22 protein-coding genes are annotated in these 19573 nt (G+C 69.1%); 6 read left to right on the top strand and 16 right to left on the bottom strand.

Annotated features, from left to right (window positions below; all coding sequences use genetic code 11):
- Positions 1 to 4 precede the first annotated feature (4 nt).
- Positions 5 to 1165 (bottom strand): methyltransferase domain-containing protein, encoded by a 1161-nt coding sequence (locus AB0C30_RS55220; protein ID WP_357960238.1) that lies wholly within the window; start codon positions 1163 to 1165, stop codon positions 5 to 7.
- Positions 1162 to 1290, bottom strand: coding sequence for a hypothetical protein (locus AB0C30_RS55215; RefSeq protein WP_357960234.1), 129 nt, complete (start codon positions 1288 to 1290; stop codon positions 1162 to 1164). The genes AB0C30_RS55220 and AB0C30_RS55215 overlap by 4 nt, the downstream gene beginning before the upstream one ends.
- A gap of 234 nt (positions 1291 to 1524) precedes the next feature.
- Between AB0C30_RS55215 and AB0C30_RS55210 the strand changes: the two genes are divergently transcribed.
- Genes AB0C30_RS55210 through AB0C30_RS55195 form a run of 4 tightly spaced genes read left to right on the top strand, consistent with a single transcriptional unit; the run spans position 1525 to position 4103 of the window.
- A complete protein-coding gene (locus AB0C30_RS55210) occupies positions 1525 to 1737 on the top strand; it encodes a hypothetical protein (RefSeq protein WP_357960231.1) in 213 nt (70 codons plus the stop codon).
- Positions 1734 to 2252 (top strand): DUF6879 family protein, encoded by a 519-nt coding sequence (locus AB0C30_RS55205; protein ID WP_357960228.1) that lies wholly within the window; start codon positions 1734 to 1736, stop codon positions 2250 to 2252. The genes AB0C30_RS55210 and AB0C30_RS55205 overlap by 4 nt, the downstream gene beginning before the upstream one ends.
- An 11-nt stretch (positions 2253 to 2263) precedes the next feature.
- A complete protein-coding gene (locus AB0C30_RS55200) occupies positions 2264 to 3115 on the top strand; it encodes a helix-turn-helix transcriptional regulator (RefSeq protein WP_357960224.1) in 852 nt (283 codons plus the stop codon).
- Positions 3116 to 3173: 58 nt separating this feature from the next.
- Positions 3174 to 4103 carry a dihydrodipicolinate synthase family protein gene (locus tag AB0C30_RS55195; RefSeq protein WP_357960221.1) on the top strand — a complete coding sequence of 310 codons (930 nt, stop codon included), beginning with the start codon at positions 3174 to 3176 and terminating at the stop codon, positions 4101 to 4103.
- Between the two features lie 113 nt (positions 4104 to 4216).
- Here AB0C30_RS55195 and AB0C30_RS55190 read toward each other — a convergent pair whose 3' ends face one another.
- From AB0C30_RS55190 to AB0C30_RS55165, 6 genes are all read right to left on the bottom strand, one after another.
- On the bottom strand, positions 4217 to 5287 hold the full coding sequence (locus AB0C30_RS55190; protein ID WP_357960218.1) for an ABC transporter substrate-binding protein: 1071 nt from the start codon (positions 5285 to 5287) through the stop codon (positions 4217 to 4219).
- The gene (locus AB0C30_RS55185; RefSeq protein WP_357960215.1) at positions 5284 to 5811 is read right to left on the bottom strand and encodes a SigE family RNA polymerase sigma factor; all 528 of its coding nucleotides are present in this window, start codon (positions 5809 to 5811) and stop codon (positions 5284 to 5286) included. Before AB0C30_RS55185 ends, AB0C30_RS55190 begins: the two co-directional genes overlap by 4 nt.
- Positions 5812 to 5903: 92 nt before the next feature.
- Positions 5904 to 6779, bottom strand: coding sequence for a carbohydrate ABC transporter permease (locus tag AB0C30_RS55180; protein WP_357960213.1), 876 nt, complete (start codon positions 6777 to 6779; stop codon positions 5904 to 5906).
- Positions 6776 to 7660 carry a sugar ABC transporter permease gene (locus AB0C30_RS55175; protein WP_357960210.1) on the bottom strand — a complete coding sequence of 295 codons (885 nt, stop codon included), beginning with the start codon at positions 7658 to 7660 and terminating at the stop codon, positions 6776 to 6778. Before AB0C30_RS55175 ends, AB0C30_RS55180 begins: the two co-directional genes overlap by 4 nt.
- A complete protein-coding gene (locus AB0C30_RS55170; protein ID WP_357960207.1) occupies positions 7657 to 8961 on the bottom strand; it encodes an extracellular solute-binding protein in 1305 nt (434 codons plus the stop codon). Before AB0C30_RS55170 ends, AB0C30_RS55175 begins: the two co-directional genes overlap by 4 nt.
- The gene (locus tag AB0C30_RS55165) at positions 8958 to 9851 is read right to left on the bottom strand and encodes a PfkB family carbohydrate kinase (protein WP_357960204.1); all 894 of its coding nucleotides are present in this window, start codon (positions 9849 to 9851) and stop codon (positions 8958 to 8960) included. The genes AB0C30_RS55170 and AB0C30_RS55165 overlap by 4 nt, the downstream gene beginning before the upstream one ends.
- Positions 9852 to 10012: 161 nt before the next feature.
- Between AB0C30_RS55165 and AB0C30_RS55160 the strand changes: the two genes are divergently transcribed.
- Positions 10013 to 11116, top strand: a complete 1104-nt coding sequence (locus AB0C30_RS55160; RefSeq protein WP_357960202.1) for a LacI family DNA-binding transcriptional regulator — start codon at positions 10013 to 10015, stop codon at positions 11114 to 11116.
- Here the strand turns inward: AB0C30_RS55160 and AB0C30_RS55155 are convergent, their stop codons facing one another.
- From AB0C30_RS55155 to AB0C30_RS55120, 8 genes are all read right to left on the bottom strand, one after another.
- Positions 11117 to 11305, bottom strand: coding sequence for a hypothetical protein (locus AB0C30_RS55155; RefSeq protein ID WP_357960199.1), 189 nt, complete (start codon positions 11303 to 11305; stop codon positions 11117 to 11119).
- Positions 11266 to 12699 carry a vanadium-dependent haloperoxidase gene (locus AB0C30_RS55150; protein WP_357960197.1) on the bottom strand — a complete coding sequence of 478 codons (1434 nt, stop codon included), beginning with the start codon at positions 12697 to 12699 and terminating at the stop codon, positions 11266 to 11268. The genes AB0C30_RS55155 and AB0C30_RS55150 overlap by 40 nt, the downstream gene beginning before the upstream one ends.
- Before the next feature lie 130 nt (positions 12700 to 12829).
- The gene (locus AB0C30_RS55145) at positions 12830 to 13462 is read right to left on the bottom strand and encodes an HAD family hydrolase (protein WP_357960194.1); all 633 of its coding nucleotides are present in this window, start codon (positions 13460 to 13462) and stop codon (positions 12830 to 12832) included.
- A gap of 71 nt (positions 13463 to 13533) precedes the next feature.
- Positions 13534 to 14535: an SIS domain-containing protein gene (locus tag AB0C30_RS55140; RefSeq protein WP_357960191.1), complete on the bottom strand. Its 1002-nt coding sequence runs from the start codon at positions 14533 to 14535 to the stop codon at positions 13534 to 13536.
- A 139-nt stretch (positions 14536 to 14674) separates the two neighbouring features.
- Entirely contained in the window at positions 14675 to 15553 is an 879-nt protein-coding gene (locus AB0C30_RS55135; protein WP_357960188.1) for a hypothetical protein, read from the bottom strand.
- A gap of 53 nt (positions 15554 to 15606) precedes the next feature.
- Complete coding sequence (locus AB0C30_RS55130) at positions 15607 to 16440, bottom strand: TauD/TfdA family dioxygenase (protein WP_357960185.1); 834 nt, start codon at positions 16438 to 16440, stop codon at positions 15607 to 15609.
- 80 nt (positions 16441 to 16520) lie between these two features.
- On the bottom strand, positions 16521 to 16961 hold the full coding sequence (locus AB0C30_RS55125; protein WP_357960182.1) for a GNAT family N-acetyltransferase: 441 nt from the start codon (positions 16959 to 16961) through the stop codon (positions 16521 to 16523).
- Positions 16962 to 17016: 55 nt separating this feature from the next.
- Entirely contained in the window at positions 17017 to 18231 is a 1215-nt protein-coding gene (locus tag AB0C30_RS55120) for a hypothetical protein (RefSeq protein ID WP_357960179.1), read from the bottom strand.
- Positions 18232 to 18299: 68 nt separating this feature from the next.
- Between AB0C30_RS55120 and AB0C30_RS55115 the strand changes: the two genes are divergently transcribed.
- Complete coding sequence (locus AB0C30_RS55115; protein ID WP_357960176.1) at positions 18300 to 19541, top strand: citrate synthase; 1242 nt, start codon at positions 18300 to 18302, stop codon at positions 19539 to 19541.
- Positions 19542 to 19573 lie beyond the last annotated feature (32 nt).

Raw genomic sequence — 19573 nt, 5'->3', positions numbered from 1 at the left:
GGACTCAGGTGCTACTCAGCACCCGTCCCGGCGTATCCAGCCAGATCGACTGGCCCTCCGGCGCGACGGTGAGGCCGTAGCGGCGCCAGTGCGGCTCGCCCCAGCTCACCCACCGCGCGTACGCCTGGACGACCTCATCCCACACAGGCCGGTCGCCCACCTGCTGAACCCCGTGATCCACACTCCCGGGCCGCCACGTGGCCACCGCCCACGAGCGGACGTCGTCCGGATCGTAGACCCACGTGCGCACGTATTCGCCGTCCTCATCGGCACCCTCGGTGGTGTGCGACCGCAGACCCGTCAGCGCGCCGATGGCCAGATCCGCGCCCGCGCCCAGCCGGTCGAGCGCTCGCGGGTCGAGCGCCGTCCGGTAATGCCGACGCCCTTCGCCCGGCGGCGGGTCCTCGCCCGGCCTCAGACGCTGCGACCGCATCATCATGTAGCCGGCATACCCGACCACCCGCCCGACGGCGGTCCCGGTGTCCCGCACCTCCAGGCGTAGCGCGTGGCTGGTGCCGTACCCGGGATGCCACGGCAGCACGATCACGCCGCCGGGGCGGGTCTGCTTCACCCAGGCGTACGGAATCGTACGGATGCCGCAGGTGACGTGCACCCGGTCGTACGGCTCCCCATCCGGGCAGCCGAGCGCGCCGTCGCCGATGAGCAGTCGCGCATGAGTCCCGGACGCGGCGAGGTTCTTCGCCGCCCGCTCGGCCACCTGTGGGTCCACCTCGATGGAGGTCACCTCCCCCTGATCTCCGACGAGATGGGACAGCAGCGCGGCGGTGTATCCGGTGCCGGTGCCGACTTCGAGCACTCGGTGACCCGGCTCCGGCCGCAAGTGGTTGAGCAGGTCGGCGACCGTGGACGGTGCGGAGGCCGACGAGGTGGAGTCGCCCCGCAGTTCGCTCAGTTCGGTGGCGCCGTCGTCGAGTTGCGTGACGATGATGCTGCGCGAGTAGACGGTGTCCCACCAGGTGCCGGGATCGGCTTCCCGGTCTATCAGGTACGGCTCCCCCTCTTCGACGACCAGACCGACCGGGGGGATGAACAGGTGGCGCGGCACAGCGCGCACCGCGTCCTTGATGGGCTCGCCGATGTCGCCGGCCTCTTCAGGGTCGAGGGCTGCGATGAGCCGGTCGAGGCGTTCGGGGGTCGCGGTCACTTCTTGCCCTTGGCGTGGTCGCCCTGGGGTTCCTGGTGGTGGTCGTTGGTGCTGCCGGTGCCGCCCTCCTTACCGGTGACCTCCTTATCCTTGGGGCTGTTGGGGTCTTCGTGCTTTCCGCCCATGCTGTCTTCCCTTTCGTGGGGGTGCGTGGGGTCCTGCCTGCGGGCTGATGATGGGAAGCTATGAAGACGGGTTGACCAGGCTCAATGCCATTGCCGCTCATTGCGCGCGTCCATCTTGGGGGGAGGACAGCGCTGATTCACTTTGGCAACTTCTGGCAATCGTGTTGAGGCGGGGGCGCGGCAGGACGCAAGCTACGGCACGCGGGTACTCGATCTCCTAGGAAGGGGACTTCCATGACGCTCCGGTTCCTTGGCAAGGATCCCGACAGTCCAAGCGGCGGGTCGCCCACTCTGTGGCAAGATCAGAACACCGGCGACCTCATCGTGCAGGGCTACACCCTCACAGACCTCGTAGCCGTTGGGGAGGTCGGAGACATCCCCCCGGGGGAGGCCGTCATCCGGATCCCCCTGCGAATGCTCCAATTCCTGCCGAAGGCCGAGCAGTGACCCCAGCCGAACGTGTCGACGAAGCCCTCCGGCAATGCCGCCGCTCCGCACTTCACCTGGAGATGCGCGACGGCTACATGCTCGACGACCCCGATTACCACGCCTGGCAAGCCGGTCACCGACTCGATCCAGAGGATCGATCATCGTGGTGGCGGCCTTGGCTGCAGAAAATCGCCGACGTCATCGCCCGTGGTGTCGAGGTACGACGAGCGCGCATCGTGTCCGAGCCAATCAGCAACTACATCCGCTACGAGTACGACGTCACCTTCCCCAATGTCCGGGCCGGTGAGGAGGTCCGGTGGCTGCCACGCCGAAAAACCTCTGACCTGGCCCTCCCCGGCAATGACTTCTGGCTGTTCGACGGGGAGGTGCTGCTGATCAACCACTTCACTGGCGAGGGGGATTGGCTGGACGTCGAGCATGTCACCGACATTGACGTGATCAAATTCAGTGCCGAGGCGTTCGAGACCGTGTGGCGACGCGCCATACCGCACGACCAGTACCGGCCTGCCTGATCAAGTCGACCATGTCCCTCTCGTCCTCCAGCGCCCAGCACGCAGCGACTGTGTTAGCGGCCAAGCTCCGCAAGCTCCGGACCGACGCCGGAATGAGCGGCCGAGACCTCGCGGAACTGGCCGGTTGGCACCCCTCCAAGGTCAGCCGGATTGAGAACGCCCGCCGAACCCCCTCAACCGCCGACATCCGCGTGTGGTGCGGGCGCTGCGACGTGCCCGATCAGGCAGGAGACCTGATTGCCTCTCTGGAGGCCATCGAGGGCATGTTCGTGGAGTGGAGGGAGATGGAACGCACGGGCCTGAAGGCCGCGCAGGAGTCCGTCATCCCCACCTGGGAACGGACCCGGCACTTCCGTATCTACTCCTCCCAGCTCATCCCTGGTCCGCTGCAAACCGCTGCCTACATTGCGGTGTTACTGACATCCCTCATGCATCGCCGAGGGCTGCCTGACGACATTGAGGAGGCCGTCCAGGTCCGCGTGAACAAGCAGAACGTCGTCCACGACGGTGGCCGGCGTATCGCGGTCATCCTGGAAGAGAGCGTGCTCCGCCAGCCCATAGGCGGCGTCGACGTCATGGCCGCGCAGCTCGGCCATCTCCTGAGCGTGAGCATCTTGCCGTCGATCTCCCTGGGAATCATCCCTCTGGGAGCCGACCGGTCCACGATCTGGCCGACAGAGGGCTTCTTCATGTTCGACGAGGCCGAGGTGACCGTCGAACTCGTCTCCGGCCATCTGACGGTCACGCAGCCCCACGAGCTTGTGATGTACGCCGACGTGTTCACGAAGCTGGCAAGGCTTGCGGTGTACGGCAAAGCGGCCCGCAGCATCATCACGTCTGCGGTGGCCGCCCTCGACGAGTAGCCCCCATGAGCCGTCGCGTCTACCCATGCCGCACCGGTGTCTGATGATATTTCGGCGTATGACGACACTTCTTACGCGAAAGACGCTCGGTGGTACGTGGGGCACCGTCCTGCTGCCGCTCCGCCCCGACGACTCCATCGACTTCGCCCGGCTGGCCGACGAGCTGGACCGGCTGGCCGTGGCGGGCCTGGACGGCGTGTACGCCCACGGCACGGCGGGGGAGTTCCACGCCATAACCGATGAGGAATACCAGCAGGTCAACGAGCTGCTCGCGGAGCGTTGCGCCGGTCTGCCGTACCAGATAGGCGCCAGTCATATGAGCGCAACCACCTGCCTGCGACGAGTGAAGCTCGCCTGTGCGCTCCACCCCGGCGCCATCCAGGTGATCCTGCCGGACTGGGCGCCGCCGTCCTTGGCCGAGGTGGTGGCCTTCCTTGAGCGGGTCGCCGAGGTTGCCGACCCCGTGCCGCTGGTTCTGTACAACCCGCCGCACGCCAAGACCCGTCTCACGCCCGCCGACTTCGGCATGCTGGCCGCACGGGTTCCCGCGCTGGTCGGGGTGAAGGTCGCGGGGGGCGATGCGGGCTGGTATCGCGAGATGCGAACCGAGGCGGCCGATCTGCCGGTGTTCGTGGCGGGGCACACCCTTGCCACCGGTATGGAGCTGGGCGCGGCTGGGTCGTACTCCAACATCGCGGCGTTCAGTCCGGCCGGCGCCATGGCGTGGCAGCACCTCATGCGCGCCGACCAGGCGGCGGCGCGCGATGTGGAGCGCCGGATCGGGCTGTTCTTCGCCGAGCACGTCCAACCGCTGGCGTCCGGTGGGTACGCCAATCCGGCGCTCGACAAGTTCCTCGCCCATGTCGGTGGCTGGGCGGAGATCGGTACCCGGGTCCGCTGGCCGTACCGGTCGGTGGAGCAGGAGCACGCTGAGCGGCTCCACCCGATCGCCATGACGGCCCTGCCGGAGCTGTTCCCGGCGCCGTAGCAGCCGAAAGCCGGAAGGCGGGCGGAGGCCGAGCGCCGAGGTCGAAAGCCGGGAGCCGGGCGGGAGTCGAGCGCCGAGAGCCGACGCCGCCTGAGCCCGGCGCTCAGCCGGGCTCACCCGCCCTTCACAACGGTGTTCCTGACGTCTACCGGGTGTTTGATCAACTTGTAGGCGCGGGCCAGATCGGCGACCCGCTGGAGTTCTGTCAGGTCCAGATGGGCGGGATAGGAGCCGAATGCGACGCCTGCCGCCCATTTCTGGGGGACCCTGGCGAATCTATACAGAGCGTCGCGCATCTGCTGGGGGTTGGTCGCGATTAGGCGCTGCGCCTTGACCAGCGCGCGTTGGAAGGCCGCCACCGTGCGAGGGTGTTCGCGAACCCACTCGTCGGTGGCCATCATGCCTCCGGTGTACAGGTTCGCGAACTCCTGGGTCATCGGGTCAGCCACAATCCGCACGCGCTTGACCTCGCGGCCTACGTTGATGAGGGGTTCGGCCAGCAGGGCAGCGTCAACCTGCCCCTTGCCCAGCACGCGGAGCATATCGGAATCGGGCACCACGGCCAGCCGGACGTCCCCCAAGGTCAGTCCGGCCCGCTTCAGCACGGCGGTCAGCGTCAACTGCCCGAGCCCCGAGAGGCCCGAGATCGCGACCCTCTTGCGTTTGAGGTCGGTCACCGTCCTGATCTTGGACTTGGTGTCCACGGCGATCGCGAAGCTTCCTGGCGCGGCCTGGTGCAGACTGGAAACGATCTTGAACTTCTTGCCCGCCTCATTCGCCGTGAAGACCGTGGCGTAGTCGGTCTGCGCCAGATCCGCGATGCCGCTTTCGGCCAGGGACACCGCGGCCGCCACGCCGGGGATGCTCCTCCACTCCACCGTCAGCCCTTCCTCCTTGAAATAGCCCTTGTTCAGGGCCACGACAACGGGCACCGACTCCAGGGTCGTCATCATGCCGACCGTGATGGTGGACTGCTCGGGCGGGGGAGCGGCGGCGCGCGGCTCCGCGGGCAGCGCCCGTACCGCGACGGTGGCGGCGAGCACGGTGACCACGACCACCGCGGCGGCGGTGAGCGCCATGAAGTTACGCCGCCGGCGCTGGTGGATCTCGAGCGCCCTGGCGGCCAGATCGCGCTCCGGCATGTCGTCCGCGATGCGGCCGAGTTGCTCTCCGAGCCAGGTCATCGGCGTGCCTCCGCACTGTGGTCGTCCATAACGGGCAGTCTCGGCGCCAGCTCGGGTGCCAGCGCGCGCAGGCGGGCCAGGGCGTGGTGCGCCTGGCTCTTCACGGTGCCGACGGAGCAGCCCAGCAGGTCGGCGACGTCACGTTCGGTCCGATCCTCGTAGAAGCGCAGGACGAGTACCGCGCGCTGCTTGGGCGTCAGCCGCATGAGTGCCTGACGCAGGACGATCCGCAGGACGGCGGAGTCCTCGGGCGAGTAGGCGCGGTCGGGCGGCTCCGCGCTCGGCACCTCGTCGGAGCCGCGGCGCCGCCGCCACGAGATGTACTGGTTCACCATGGTCTTGCGCGCGTACGCGTCGAGGTTGTCGATGTGGCCTAACTTCGCCCACCGCCCGATCATGCGGACCAGCACGCTCTGCACGAGGTCCTCCGCGAGGTGGACCTCTCCGGTGAGCAGATAGGCCAGGCGCATCAACGGGCGTTGGTGAGCGTCCACGAACGCCTGGAAACTGGCATCGCGATCCAACGTCTCTCCTCAAGTCGATAACCTCCAGACGCTGTGGGCGCGGCGAAAGGTTGGCACTCCTGAGGAGGGATGGAGGCGTCAGGGCCGTGCGGTCACTTGCCGACGCCTTCCGTGAGGCCGCGCAGGAACTGGCGCTGGCCGATCAGGAACAGCACGATCGTCGGCAGCGCGGCCATGGTCAGCCCCGCCATCATCACCGGCCAGTCCGTGAGCAGGCGGCTCTGCATGGCCATCAGCCCGACCGGCAGCGTCTTCAGCGCGTCGTCGCTGACGAACACCAGCGCGAACGCGAACTCGTTCCACGCGAACAGTGCCTGCAGCAGCGCCGCCGACACCAGGATGGGCCGCGACATCGGCAGGATGATCCGCCAGAAGATCTGCGTGGTGGACGCGCCGTCGATGGTGGCCGCCTCGTCCACGGAGCGTGGCAGCTCGATCATGTACGCCCGGATCAGGAAAATCGTGAAAGGCACCCGAAAAGCGGTATAAAGCACGATCAATGCCCAGTACGTGTCGAAGAGCCCGATCGACGTCAGCAGGCGGAAGAGCGGGATCAGCGCCACCGTCGGCGACAGCAGCAGCCCGCCCAGCACCAGCAACGCCACCCCGTTCCCGAACGGCAGCCGCAACCGGCACATCCCGTAAGCCGCCCACGCGCTGATCAGCGTCGTGGCCACGATCGACGCCGAGGTGACGATCACGCTGTTGGTGAAGTAGCGGACGACACCCAGGTCCCAGGCCCGCGCCCAGTTGTCCCAGCGCAGCTCGCCGGGCAGCCCCCACGGCTGGTTGAAGATCTCCTGGTTGTCCTTGAACCCGCTGAGCACCATCCACAGCACCGGATAGAGCACGGCGATCCCGAACCCGGCCAGCAGGCTCCACCCCAGCAGCCGCCCCACCACCGCCCGCAGCCGTATGGGGGCCTGCGCGCGTACCACGGCCGGGCGGGTCAGGCTGGTCGAGATCACGAGTCGTACCTCCGGCGGCGGGAGACGGCCAGTTGCCCGGCCGCGATGGCGAACGTGATGACGAAGATCACCGTGGCGACGGTGGCCGCGTAGCCCATGTCGTCCTCCATGAACGCCTTGCGGTACAGCCACGTGCCGAGCACCTGGCTGGAGTTGTCGGGACCGCCGGCCGTCATCACCATGACCTCGTTGAACACCAGGAAGGCGCCCGAGATCGTGAGGATGACCACCAGCGTCGTCATCTCCCTGACCATCGGCAGCGTGATGGAGAAGAACGTACGGACCGGGCCGCCGCCGTCGACCTTGGCGGCCTCGTAGTACTCGCGGGGGATGCGCTGGATGGCCACCACGAACAGCACGGCGGTGTAGCCGACCGACTGCCACTGGCTCATCGCGATGACGCTCCAGATGGCCGAGCTCTCCTCGCCCAGCCAGGCTCTGGCCAGGTGGCCGAGACCGAGGCCGTTGAGCGCCTCGTTCAGCAGGCCGTACCGAGGGTTGTACAGGAAGGAGAACAGCACGCCCACGACCGTGATCGACATCGCGGCCGGGATGAAGTAGAGCGTGCGCAGCAGGCCGCGCGTCCGCCGCCCGACGAGCTCCTCCAGCAGCGCGGCCAGCACCAGCGACAGCCCGCCCTGGAAGACCAGCGAGACCACGGCGTAGGCGGCGTTGTTGCCCAGCGCCCGCCAGAACACCGGGTCGCCGAACGCCTCGGCGTAGTTGTCCAGGCCCACGAACCGGGGCTCGGGCGAGAAGGCGTTCCAGGAGAACAGGCTCAGCCGCAGGTTGTCGGCGATCGGGTAGTAGACGAACACCAGCAGGAGGACGACGGCGGGCAGCACCCAGGCCCAGGCCCGCCACCGCCTCAGCACGGTCACCCGACTTCCTTCTTGGCCTTGGCCGCCGCCTTCTGGACGCCGGCCATGACCTGCTCGGGGGTACGGGAGCCGGACAGCATGCCCTCGACCCCGGACAGGTACGCACTGGCGACCTCGGCGTTGGTGATCGTGTCCAGCCAGATGGCGAAGCTGCCGGCCTTGCCGATGTCCTCCAGGGCGTCGGTGAGCTGCGGGTAGGAGTTCGCGGAGGTGGCCGAGTCCTTGACCGGGCTGAGCCAGCCGATGTCTTTGGTCATCGTGGCCGCGTTCTCCTTGCTGGACAGGAACTTCAGGAAGTCCACGGCCAGGCCCGCGTTCTTGCTCTGACCGTTGACCAGGAAGCCGTCGGGGGCGCCGGTCAGCGCGTTCGTGTCGCCGGGGGCGCTCGCCGGGGCGGGCAGGCGCAGGAAGCTCCAGTCGAGCTCCGACTTGTCGAGCACGTCGAACTCGACCGACTCCAGATAGTGCATGGCCGCCTTCCCGGACAGGAACTGCGCCTGCGCGGTCTCGTGCGACAGCCCGTTGGCGTCCTTGGTGCCGCAGCGGGACACCAGCTCGCCGAACTGCTTGAGCGCCGTGACATAGCCGGGATCGGTGAAGGCGCCCGTCGCCGGGGCGTAGTCGGTCTCCAGCGTCTTGGGGGACACGTCGTAGGCGTTCAGCTGGGTGATGAAGTGGATGGCCGCCCAGCCGTACTGGTTGCCGAAGGCGATCGGCTGCACGCCTCCGGACTTGAGCGTGTCGCAGGCGGTCAGCAGCTCCTCGAACGTCTTGGGCACCTGGACGCCCGCCTTGGAGAAGACCGCCTTGTTGTAGGCGAGGTACTTGCCGTCGAGGTCGACCGGCATGCCGTAGTACTTGCCGTTGTACTGGAACGCCTTCAGCGCGGCCGGCGCGAACGTCGAACCCCACGGGGTGTCGGGCCCGATGACACCGGTCAGGTCGGCGGCCAGCCCGGCCCGGACGAACTTGTTGGCGAAGTCGCCGGCCCAGGAGAAGTAGATGTCCGGCAGGTCCTTCGACGCCGTGAGCACCCGGATCTTGTCCTTGTACGGCTGGTCGCCGACCTGCTCGAGCTTGATGTCGACCTTCGGATTGGCCGCCTTGTACGCCGCCACGACCTTCTCGAAGTAAGGCGCGTACTTCGGATCGGCGAACTTGGTGACCATCGTCAGCGTGCCCGACCTGTCCTTGGGCGCGGACAGGTCGGCCTTGGCGGGCGCGCCGGCCGAGCCGCCGCCGCAACCGGCGGTGACCAGCGCCGTGCCCAGCAGTAGGGCGGTCCAGCGATGCGTGTTCATGGGCTCTCCTTGGTGCTTGGCAGGGGGGCTTCGTGTCCGAAGGCGCCGTAGGAGGTGCAGGCGTGGGAGGCGTAGGCGGTGGCCGCGACGGCCAGCGCGGGCAGGTCCTCGCCGCGGGCCAGGCCGACCAGCAGGCGGGCGATGAACGCGTCACCGGCGCCGAGCGTGTCCACCACGGCGACGGGCTCGGCGGCACCCCAGGCGACCACGTCTCTGGAGTCCGCTAAGGCTTCAGCGGCGCTGTCGCCCGCGGCTTCGTCCGCTCCGGCGGCTCCCGAGACCAGGACGGCGCCGTGGGCACCGAGGGTGACCGCCACCGTGGCCGGGCCCAGCGCGCGTACCCGCCGCGCCAGCGCGAGCGCCTCGTCGCGCGAGCCGGACGGGCTGGACAGGATCGCGATCCCGGCGTGCCGGGCATGCTCCTCGACGTAGTCCCACGGGCGTTCGGAGAAGTCGAACGACAGCCGCCTGGCGTGCGCGGCCAGCTGGTCGAGCTGGCCCTCCAGGAACGAGCACTCGCCGGTGTGCACGATGTCGGCCGCCGCCAGCCGTACCAGATCCGCGGGGGAGAGGCGGAAGCGCGAGACGCCCTCGCGCCCGCCGGTGAACTTGCGCTCGCCCGCGACGAGACGGACGGTGGCGAAGGCGTTCGGCCCGTCCACCGTCCGCAGCAGTGACAGGTCCACGCCCTCGGCGGCCAGCGCGTCGCGCACCACGCGCCCGGCCTCGTCGGTGCCGACCGCGCCCAGGTAGCCTGACTCGGCGCCGGTACGGCGGGCGTGCACGGCGACGTTCACGGCGTTGCCGCCCGGATACATGACGCCGAGATCGGGATAGCGGTCGACGACGTTGTCCCCGACGGCCACCAGGCGAATCAAGCGTGGCTGCACACGTTCTCCTGAGAATGGGAAGGTTCTCACTCGCTTGAGTGAGAACGTTCTCAATCGCTGAGACGCATGTCAATAGCCCTCGGTAAATCCGCTACGGTGATCGCCTCCCGTCAGTGGGAGCATGATGGTGTGGACACGATCTAGCAGCACCGGGGGTGCGGATGAGCGGCAGCGCTCGGCGGAGCATGCCGTCGATCGAGGTCGTCGCCAAGGAGGCAGGGGTCTCCACCGCGACGGCCGGGCGGGCACTCGGCGGCTACGGCTCGGTGAGCGGCAAGAGCCGCGAGGCGGTGCTGGCCGCGGCCGAACGCCTCGGCTACCGGGCCAACAGCCTGGCGCGCAGCATGATCACCGGGCTGACCCACACGCTCGGCGTGCTCGTACCCGACATCGAGAACCCGTTCTTCTCCCGCGCCCTGCGCGGCATCGCGGACGTGGCGCACGAGCGCGGCTGGGAGGTGCTGCTGGTCAACACCGACGAGGACCTGTCGCTCGAACGCAAGGCGCTCGGCGTGCTCGCCGAGCGGCGCGTCGACGGTCTGGTCGTCGCGCCCACCGACACCGCCGACCGCGACGCCCTGAAGGACGTCATCGACGCCGGGATTCCCGTCGTCCTGCTCGACCGGCGGGTTCCCGGGCTCGAGGCCGACACGGTCGGCATCGACAACCGCGCCGCCGCCAAGGACGCCACCGAACGCCTGCTCGCGCTGGGACACCGCAACATCGCCTTACTGACCGGCGGCGATGAGAAGCTGCGGCCCCGGCTGGCCCGCCCGGGGCTGCGCGGCGTCGAACGCCTGGGCGCTACCACAGTCGGCGCCCGCGCGGCCGGATACCGCGACGCCCTGGTCGAAAGCGGCATCGAGCCCCGGCCCGAGCTGGTCAGCGCCGAGGGTTTCCGCAGGGAGGACGCCGCCGCGGCCACGACCCGGCTGCTCGGACTGCCCGACCCGCCGACCGCGATCCTCGCCCTCGACAGCCTGCTCGCGCTGGGGGTGCTCCAGGCGCTGCGGCGGCTGGGGCTGCGCTGTCCCGCCGACGTGTCGCTGGTGGGCTTCGACGACGCCGACTGGGCGGAGGCGATCTCCCCGCCGCTCAGCGTGGTGGCCCAGCCGGTGTACGAGCTGGGGGCGGAGGCGGGCCGCCTGCTCCTGGACCGTGTCCAGGGCGCCGACCGCCGCCTCGTACACCGCCGCCTGCCCACCCGCTTCGTCGAGCGCGAGTCGGCCAGATCCGTTCGGCCGCCCGCCGAGACGGCCCCATAGTCAGAACTGGTTCTCGCCGCCGTCGACGTACAGGGTGGTGCCGAGCATGAAGCTGCTGTCGGCGGAGGCGAGGAAGGCCACGGCGGGATTTGCAGCTTTCCACGTCGTACGTGGTGTGGCGTGCCACACCACGTACGTGTGGTGCTCTCTCAGCCGCGTCCCGACCAGTAGGCCGCCGCGCGCTGCCATGCCGCGCCGCCCACCGCCCGGCCGAGGGCACGGCCTTGCAGGTCGCCGGCCCGGAAGTGGATGCCACCATATCTCCGCGACATCCCGGCCTCGTCGGCGGCGTCGCTGAAGGTGCGCCAGCGCAGCGTCAGGTCGTTGGCGGGGCTCACCCCCGGCTCCACCTGCGACGAACCCTTGGCGATCAGCGCCTCGCCGCCGAACGTGTCGCCGCCGGTGAAGCGCCGCAGCACCTCGGCCGCCGCCGCGCTGAACGTGCTGTGGCCCGAGACGTACTCGGCGAACGGCGGCGTCGGGAACGTCGGCACCTGATAGGGCACCCACGTCGCGCCGTCGATCACCCGGCCGCCCCAGGTCGCGATCTGCTGCCCCTGGTACAGGAAGCGGACCGCGGTGATCGGGCGTACGGAGTCGAAGACGCGCTTGACCTCCCACGAGGCGATCCCGGCGTCCTGCACCGAGTTGGCCAGCGCGAAGAACATCTTCACGTCCTGGTCCAGGCCATGATGGTCACGCGCCGACACCTGCTGGGCGAACAGGCACCAGTGGCCGGGTGGCGTCTCGCTGTTGGGCCCGTCGGCCCAGTATTCCGCGATCGCCTTCTGGCGGTCGGTCAGCGCGGCGGTGCCCGACACGATCTCGGCGGCCTGGGTACGGTAGGCGGCCGAGCCGTACGTCGCCGGCGCGGGTACCTTGTCGGCCAGGTCGCGCGCGTGACCGCTGAAGGAGGCGACCCCGCCCCAGTGCGGCGCGAGGAACGGCGGCGTGACCACCACGCCTGCCTTGTTGCGGAAGGTGAGCGGCTGCCAGCGGCTCGGGTCGTTGACCGTGGTCAGCGGATCGGCGACCACCATCGGAGCGTTGACCGGCGCGTAGCCGGTGGTGTCGGCGTAGCCGCCGAGCTGGTTGGAGCCGTCGGCGTGCCGGTATTCGAGCACGGCCGTGCAGGCGGCCAGACCGGTCTGGGCCGGCTGGCTGGACTGGTCGGCCGGGTCATAGCCCAGCTCGGTCATCAACCCGTCGAACACCGCCCGCTGCGCCGGATAGAGGTCCACGGCCGCCTGGTGGGCCGCGTAGCTGATCGCCTGGGCCCGGTTGGCGTCCGTGCGTTCGGCGGCGGGCCGCCGCAGTGTGCCACCCAGCCGGGTGCCGACAGCGACCGGATCGTAGGCGGCCCAGGCGTCATAGGCACAGGTGTGCACGGTGGCCAGCGCCCTGGCCACCAGCGGCGGCCCCAGGGTGCCGCTGCGCACCGCCGCCAGCAGCGCCGTGTTCCACCTGACCACCACGTTGGGTTGCGCCGTCGCCGCCGGATGGGCGGGTGTGACGGGTAAGGCGAGCGCGGCGGCGGTCACCAAGGTGAGCGCTGCCGCGCGTAAGGACATCAAAACGGGCATGGCAAGTCTCCTCGCGTCGTGGGCCCCCGTGCGCCCGGTGCGGAGAGGCTAGGCTTCCATGCTCGAACTCATTTTCGATCTATCCGGCGGGTAAGAGCTGCCTTCCCCCGATCCCCACGCTCGAACAGACTTACGCGCTGAAGACTCGCCCGATCAGGGACGGCAGGAGGGCCGGGTCGGTGACGTGGGTGGCGGGGGAGAGACGGGCGGGTGAGACCAGGCCGTTGAGCAGCGCCAGGCAGCGCATGCCCGCCGCCTCCGCCGCCATCACCCCGTAAGCGCTGTCCTCCACCACCACGCACCGCTCCGCCGGCACCCCGAGCGCATTCGCCGCGAACAGGAACAGATCGGGTGCGGGCTTCCCCCGCTCCACGTCCTCGGCGCTGAAGACGTTCCCGGCGAACCGCTCCGCCAGTCCCGTGAGCTCCAGGCTGCGGCGGATCTTCGCGTGGCTCCCGTTGGACGCCACGCACACCGGCACGCTCAGCCCATCCAGCGCCGCCACGATCCCCGGCACGGGAACGAGCTCCGCCGTCAGCGCCGCCTCGTGCGCCGCCGCCAGCCGCTCGCGCCACCCCGCCGGAACGTCGCCGACGACCCGCTCCCACTCCTCGTCGCTGCAGCCCACGAACCGGGCGGCGTACTCCTCCTCGTCGATCGACCACCCCAGCTCGCGCAGCGCCGCCGTGCCGACGCGTACCGAGATGCGCTCGCTGTCCACGAGCACCCCGTCACAGTCGAAAATGACGAGTTCGACCGGCAATCCCAGCTCCTTTCCCCGCGGTGCCGCCGGGCGGCGGAGTGCCGCCCGGCGACGCTCCTGGAACGGGTAGATCAGTAGTCCACCTGGAACATGTAGTTGCGCTTGTCGAGGTCGTGGCCGCGCACCGCCTCGTAGTGGCGGGCCAGCCGGTCCATGAGCACGGCGATCGCCAGCGGGGACACCTCGCCGCGCAACGCCTTCGGGATGCCGGGCAGCGTGAGGTCCGCCGTGTCGATGTGGAAGGTCTTCTTGGTCGCGTACGTGTCGAGGAAGCGTCTGGCCCGTTCGGCCATGGCCCGCGACGGGTCCTCGCCGAGCAGGTTGATCACCGCCACGTCGTCGTTGACCACCTCGAACGCGCCCTGGAAGAACTCGCCCGAGTTGAAGCCCGCCGCGTGCTTCCACTGCATCTCCTGCAGGAAGCACATGGCCAGCCCGTACGCCCACGCGTAGCTGGGACCCGAGCCGAGCACGTACGTGATCGGCTCGTCCTTCAGCGTCTCGGCGATGACCCGCGCCCGCTCCTCACCCTCGTGCGCGGCGGTCACCAGGGCGTCCGGCAGCGCGTCGAGTGCCTTGTCGAGCAGCGCCCAGTCGCGTTCCACCCCGGACCTGCGCAGCAGGGCATAGGCCGCCAGTTGCATGAACAGATCACTCTTGCCGGTGAAGGCCACGTCGGCCGCATCGGCCAGCGGGCCGCCCTCCTGGGTCACCACGACCACGGTCGCGCCGGTGCTCCTGGCGTACTGCGCGGCGGCGACGGTCTCCTTGGTCTTGCCGGTGTACGAGGCCAGGAAGACCAGGGAGCCCTCGCCCATGCGCCGGGGGCGGGCGGTGTTGAGCTCGTCGCTCTGCAGCTTGTAGACGGGCCAGGTGCCTTCGCGTTCGAGCAGGTAGTGGGCCGGGTAGGCGGCGATGAGCGAGCCGCCGGCGCCCACGAAGAACACATTGCGCAGACCCTTGTCGATGACGTCCGAGACGAGCTCCGCCAACTGGGGTCGCTGGTCGAGCGTCGCGCGGATCTTGTCGGCCAGGTCGGACTCGATCGGTTTGAGCGGCAGCAGGTCGGTCACAGAGGACTCCTTTGAGAACGTTCTCAGTCAGACGTTGATAACGTTCTCACTCGGAGCGAGAATGAGTCAAGAGGTCGCATGGCAGCCCAGCTGACAGCGTCTGCGTATCACCCCGCAAGACGCGAATCGTGCTGGGTGATCAGAGCTTCCAGCGGCCGAACTCGGAGTCGAGGCGGTCGCCGATGCGCCCGGCCTTGGGGTAGAAAGCGGGGTAGAAGTCCTTGCCGCACTCGAGGTCGTCGAGCGCGGCCTTGATCTCCTTGGCGAGGTACTGATTCGCGGCCGCCTGCGACAGCTTTGGCTGGTAGACGGTGTTCTCGTCGGCGTCTTCCTCGGCCTGGCCCTGCTTCTTGGCGATGGCGTTCATCTGCGCCGAGAACTCTCGCCAGCCGCGATCGGCCATGCTCGTCGGGCTGACGGAGTCCACGCGGTAGCCCTTGCCCTTGACGCAGTCAGCCATGGTCGCGGCCAGCTCGATCAGCTTGGGGTCGCCGTTCAGCTCACGGTCGCTGGCGGCTTTGTAGGCTTTCTCGTACTGCTCGTACTCGTCGTCCATGCTCTTGACGACCTTGCCGGTCACATCCTTGAGAGCCTTGACGTTGCAGCTGTCGAGGACCTTGCTGTAGCTGACCAACTGTGCCTTCGACAGCAAGTCCCTGATCGGGGAGTTGGGATCGTCGTCGCGGCTGTAGGCGGCCTGCTTTTTGAAGGAGGCGGGGTCGGCGACCGGGTAGAAGACATTGAAGCCCTGCTTCGAGCGCACCCGCTTCATGACCTCGTAGTCGCCGCTGACGGCCTTTTCGGTGTCCGTCTCCGGCTTGGGCTGCGGGACCCAGGCGACGTAACGGAAGCCCTTCTGCTTCATGCAGTCGGCGATGGCCGACTGAATCCTCTGCGGCTTGTCCGACTTGCCGCTTGCGGTCGTCGTCTGGGCGGGCTGAGCCTCAGGGCTGGAGGCGCAGCCGGCGAGCGTGACAGCGCACAGCATGGTCACGGCAAGAGTTGATCTCTTGAGCATGCGGGAGACCATACTCCGTTAAACGAAATATGGTCAATCCGTCTTCAGAGTGCTCAGTCCAGCCAGATCCGGGCCAGGCGGCGACGGGCGCGCGGGTCTTCGGTGAACGCCGTACGGCCGTGCAGCACCACGTCATTGTTGACGAGCAGCAGATCACAGGGGCGCAGCGGGAAGCGCAGGACCATGTCCCGGTCGGCGAGGATCTCGTCGAAGGCATCCAGGGCGGCCACGGCGCCGGAGGTCAGTGGCTTCCCGGCCGCTTCCTGGCCGCGTTCGATCCAGTGGCGGTTGTACTGGACGCGAAGCCGCCCCGCGCGCCACTCGAAGACGGGGTAGACGCGGTCGAAGTTCGAGACCGTGCCCGCGCCGAAATGGAAGTTCTCATAGAGCTCGGCCAGCAGGTCGGGCCGCTCTTCCAGCAGCCGGTCGTGTACGGCGTGGCCGCTCACCAGCAGGGATTCCCCGCCGCGCACGGCCGCGCGGAGGCAGAGCAGGCCCAGCAGGTGCGGCGGTCCGGGCGGCCCGGCCCGGTCGGTGTGGAGGGCCAGCCCTTGGTCGTCCATGCCCCTGCGGGAGTTCTCGCCGGTGGTCACCAGACCGGCCTTCTGGGTACGCGGGGTGCCGATGAGCGAGCCGAACGTGTAGCACAGAAGATCGATCCGCTCCTCGGGCCAGTCCGCGATCGGCCATCCCCGGATCACCACAAGGCCGGGACCCGCTTCGAGCGCGGCCTTGGCTTTTTCGGCCAGGAGCGTCAATGCCGGGACGTGGAACTCGGGTTGGGTCCGGCTGAGTGGTTGGTCGATGTGCCGCAGCCAGTCCTGTTCGCGCAGGGTGGACCGGGTCCATGCGGTGGGCCCGCCTACCGGTGTCGCGTTGGTCCGCATCGTGGTCTCTCCCGGTGGTCGTGCCGCCTGTTTACGGCCTACCCGCCCGGGGCGCGGGTCCACGCGCTCGCCCGCGTCGTTCAGACCGAGCCCAGCTCCTTGCGGTAGCAGCGGGTCAGCGGCTGATCCACGTACATGCCGTACGACTCGCCAAGCACATACCCGCTGCTCTCGTACAAAGCTATGGCCTCAGGCTGCTTGACCCCGGTCGCCAAACGCACTGTCTCGTAGCCCATGTCCCGAGCCAGATCCTCCAAGGCCGCCAAGAGCCGCCTGGCGATCCCCTGGCCTCGGAACGCGGGATCCACGTACATCCGCTTGAGCTCCCCCATATCCGGACTCACCGGCTGGATGGCACCACATCCGGCGGCGTGCTCCCCGGCGTAGGCGACGAGGTAGCGGGCCTGCGCCTTGACGACGGAACGCCCTTCGGGCCCGTAGCGCTTCACCAGCTCGTCGAAGGCGGCGGCGAGCAGGGCGGTCAGGTCGGCGTCGGCAACGGTCCGTTCCTCGATCTGCATGCGCTCATGCTATGAGCCGCCACTTCTGCCGGATCCGGGCGGAGCGCCCGGGGCCTCACTCGTACTCCGGGAACAGCAGTGCCAGCTCCCGCGGATACGCCGCGATCAGCCGCAGTTCGTCGTCCGTGAGCGGTCGGCCGGTCATCGCGTTGCAGAGCTGCACCAGCCGGAACGCCAGGTCCTCCTCCTGTACGTCCACGCCGAGCCCGTCCATGACGTGCCGGAATCCGGCCTTCCCGCCGTACTCGCCGGTCAGCACGACCCGCCCGCCGCGCGCGTGCCAATCCTCGGGGAACGGCCCGAGCGTCGCCTCGTCGTACAGCTCGTAGTTGCCATGATCCTTCAGCGCCCCGTCGGCGTGGATGCCCGACTCGTGCGCGAACGCGTTGCGTCCCACCCCCACCTGGTTGTACGGCAAGGGCTGCCCGAAGGCGTAACTCGCCCACAGCCCGAACCTGCGCGCCCATGACAGGTCGATGGCGTCACCGATCTCCGCCTGGAGCCCGAAGCCGTGCTCGAAGGCGAGGATCGTGGACAGCAGGTCGGCGTTGCCGGAACGCTCGCCGATGCCGTTCACGCAGGTGTTGATCCACGCGTCCTGCCCGGCCTCCAGGTCGCCGAGCGCGCCCGAGATGGAGTTGGCCACGGCCAGGCCGAGGTCGTTGTGGCAGTGCGTCTCGACGGGCATCCTGACGGCCGAGGCCAGCTTGGCGAAGCGTTCGCGGATCCGGTCGGGGGTGTCGCCGCCGATCGTGTCGCAGTAGCGGACCCGGTCGGCGCCCGCCTCCTTGGCCGCCAGCGCGAACTCCAGCAAGAACCCGTCATCCGTCCGCGACCCGTCCTCCGCGTTGACGCCCACGGTCAGCGCGCCCGCCGCCTTGGCCGCCCGCACGGCCGCCGTCATCTCCCGCATGATCGCGCCGCGGTCGAGGCGGCCGCGGAACTTGTTCTGGATCATGTAGTCCGATGTGGAGATGGACAGGTTGTAGTGCTTCAGCCCGAGTGGCGCCGCCTTCTCCACGTCCTGCGGCACACCACGGCACCAGCCCGACAGCCGCAGCTCGCCGAACGCGCCCGCCTCGGCCAGCGCCGTCTGCGCCCGTACGTAGGGCACCTCGTGGAACAGGAAGGGAAAACCGATCTCGGACTGAGCCACCCCGAGCTTGGCCAGATAGAAGTTGACCATGGTCTTGCCGAACTTCGACAGGCCGGTGCGCGCGGTCTGCACGCCGTCTCGGTTGGTCACGTCAAGGAAGTGAACTTTGGGCATGTGCACACGTTGACACGCCTGCTCAATGTGTATCAATATTGATTTTCATCAATATGGGAGGCTTTGGCGTGGAGTGGATCGACGCGGCGACGGCAGCCGAGCGGCTCGGCGTGAAGCCCGCCACTCTCTACGCGTACGTGAGCCGGGGCGTGCTCAAGCGACGTCACAGTGAGGACCGGCGCAGCCTGTTCGACGCGGCGGAGATCGAGCAGCTGGCCCGTCGCGGGCGGCCACGCGGCCAGCCACCGGAGCTGGTCATCGAGTCCGGCATCACCGCACTCGGTCTGGACCGCCCGTACTACCGCGGCCGCGACGCCCTCACCCTGGCCCGAACCGCCGACTTCGAAACGGTGGCCGAGTGGCTGTGGACAGGCGACCCCGACGCCTTCGCCTCGGACCCCGCGACGCGGGATCGGGTAGGTGGTCCAGAGATGTCCGACAGCGGGGCGAGGGGTTGGGCGCGCGATCCGGACACGTCGCAGGTCGCAATAGCGGCTCAGCGCGGCCTTCCCGAGGGTCTGCCGCTTCTGGACCGCCTCCAGGTGATCACCACGGTCCTCGGCGCCGCCGACTCCCTCCGCTACCAGCTCGATCCCGCCTCCGTCGCCGCCACCGGCCGTCGCCTCATCTCCGGCCTCGTCGACGCCCTGCCGGCGCTCCAGGCTCCCGGCGGCGAGTCGATCGCCGAGCGGCTCTGGTCCCGCCTGTGCCCGGGGCCCGCAACCCCCGCCCTCCTGGCCGCCCTGCGGGGCGCGCTCGTGCTGCTCGCCGACCATGAGCTGGCCGCCTCCACGCTGGCCGCCCGGGTCGCCGCCTCCGCTCGCGCCGACCCGTACGCCGTGGTGCTGACCGGCCTCGGCGTGCTCGGCGGCCCCCTGCACGGCGGCGCGTCCCACGCGGCCGAACGGCTGCTGGCCGAGGTGACCGAACCCGGCCAGGCCTCGCGCGTGATCACTGATCGGGTACGTCGGGGCGAGCGCATCCCCGGCTTCGGCCACAGCGTCTACAAGAACGGCGACGCCCGCGGCGGCCTCCTGCTCGACCTGGTGAAGGAGGCCGCGCCGGACCACGAACGCATCGCCGTGGTCCAGGCCGTACTGGCTGAAGTCCGTCGGCGACGCCTGCCCGAACAGAACGTCGACTTCGCGCTCGCCACCCTCGCCGCAGTCGCCGGGATGGTGCCCGGCTCCGGCGAGGCGATCTTCGCGGTGGCCAGGACCGCCGGGTGGCTGGCCCACGCGATGGAGGAATACGCCAAGGGCTCCCTCCTCCGCCTCCGCGCCTCGTACGTCGGCCCGCCGATCAGATGACAGCCCCCGCGTATGGGGCCGCGTCCGCTGAT

Source organism: Nonomuraea sp. NPDC048901, from assembly GCF_040649695.1.
GTDB lineage: Bacteria > Actinomycetota > Actinomycetes > Streptosporangiales > Streptosporangiaceae > Nonomuraea.
The sequence above is the reverse complement of the archived record's forward strand: the minus strand, read 5'-3'. Positions and strand labels throughout refer to the sequence as shown.

What these genes read in the sequence shown, in the direction of transcription:
- AB0C30_RS55190 (WP_357960218.1), bottom strand. Translation starts at nt 5,287, where the DNA reads ATGACCTGGCTCGGAGAGCAACTCGGCCGCATCGCGGACGACATGCCG.
- AB0C30_RS55135 (WP_357960188.1), bottom strand. Translation starts at nt 15,553, where the DNA reads ATGCTCAAGAGATCAACTCTTGCCGTGACCATGCTGTGCGCTGTCACG.
- AB0C30_RS55125 (WP_357960182.1), bottom strand. Translation starts at nt 16,961, where the DNA reads ATGCAGATCGAGGAACGGACCGTTGCCGACGCCGACCTGACCGCCCTG.
- AB0C30_RS55160 (WP_357960202.1), top strand. Translation starts at nt 10,013, where the DNA reads ATGAGCGGCAGCGCTCGGCGGAGCATGCCGTCGATCGAGGTCGTCGCC.
- AB0C30_RS55120 (WP_357960179.1), bottom strand. Translation starts at nt 18,231, where the DNA reads ATGCCCAAAGTTCACTTCCTTGACGTGACCAACCGAGACGGCGTGCAG.
- AB0C30_RS55210 (WP_357960231.1), top strand. Translation starts at nt 1,525, where the DNA reads ATGACGCTCCGGTTCCTTGGCAAGGATCCCGACAGTCCAAGCGGCGGG.
- AB0C30_RS55150 (WP_357960197.1), bottom strand. Translation starts at nt 12,699, where the DNA reads ATGCCCGTTTTGATGTCCTTACGCGCGGCAGCGCTCACCTTGGTGACC.
- AB0C30_RS55195 (WP_357960221.1), top strand. Translation starts at nt 3,174, where the DNA reads ATGACGACACTTCTTACGCGAAAGACGCTCGGTGGTACGTGGGGCACC.
- AB0C30_RS55170 (WP_357960207.1), bottom strand. Translation starts at nt 8,961, where the DNA reads ATGAACACGCATCGCTGGACCGCCCTACTGCTGGGCACGGCGCTGGTC.
- AB0C30_RS55130 (WP_357960185.1), bottom strand. Translation starts at nt 16,440, where the DNA reads ATGCGGACCAACGCGACACCGGTAGGCGGGCCCACCGCATGGACCCGG.
- AB0C30_RS55200 (WP_357960224.1), top strand. Translation starts at nt 2,264, where the DNA reads ATGTCCCTCTCGTCCTCCAGCGCCCAGCACGCAGCGACTGTGTTAGCG.
- AB0C30_RS55155 (WP_357960199.1), bottom strand. Translation starts at nt 11,305, where the DNA reads ATGGCAGCGCGCGGCGGCCTACTGGTCGGGACGCGGCTGAGAGAGCAC.
- AB0C30_RS55215 (WP_357960234.1), bottom strand. Translation starts at nt 1,290, where the DNA reads ATGGGCGGAAAGCACGAAGACCCCAACAGCCCCAAGGATAAGGAGGTC.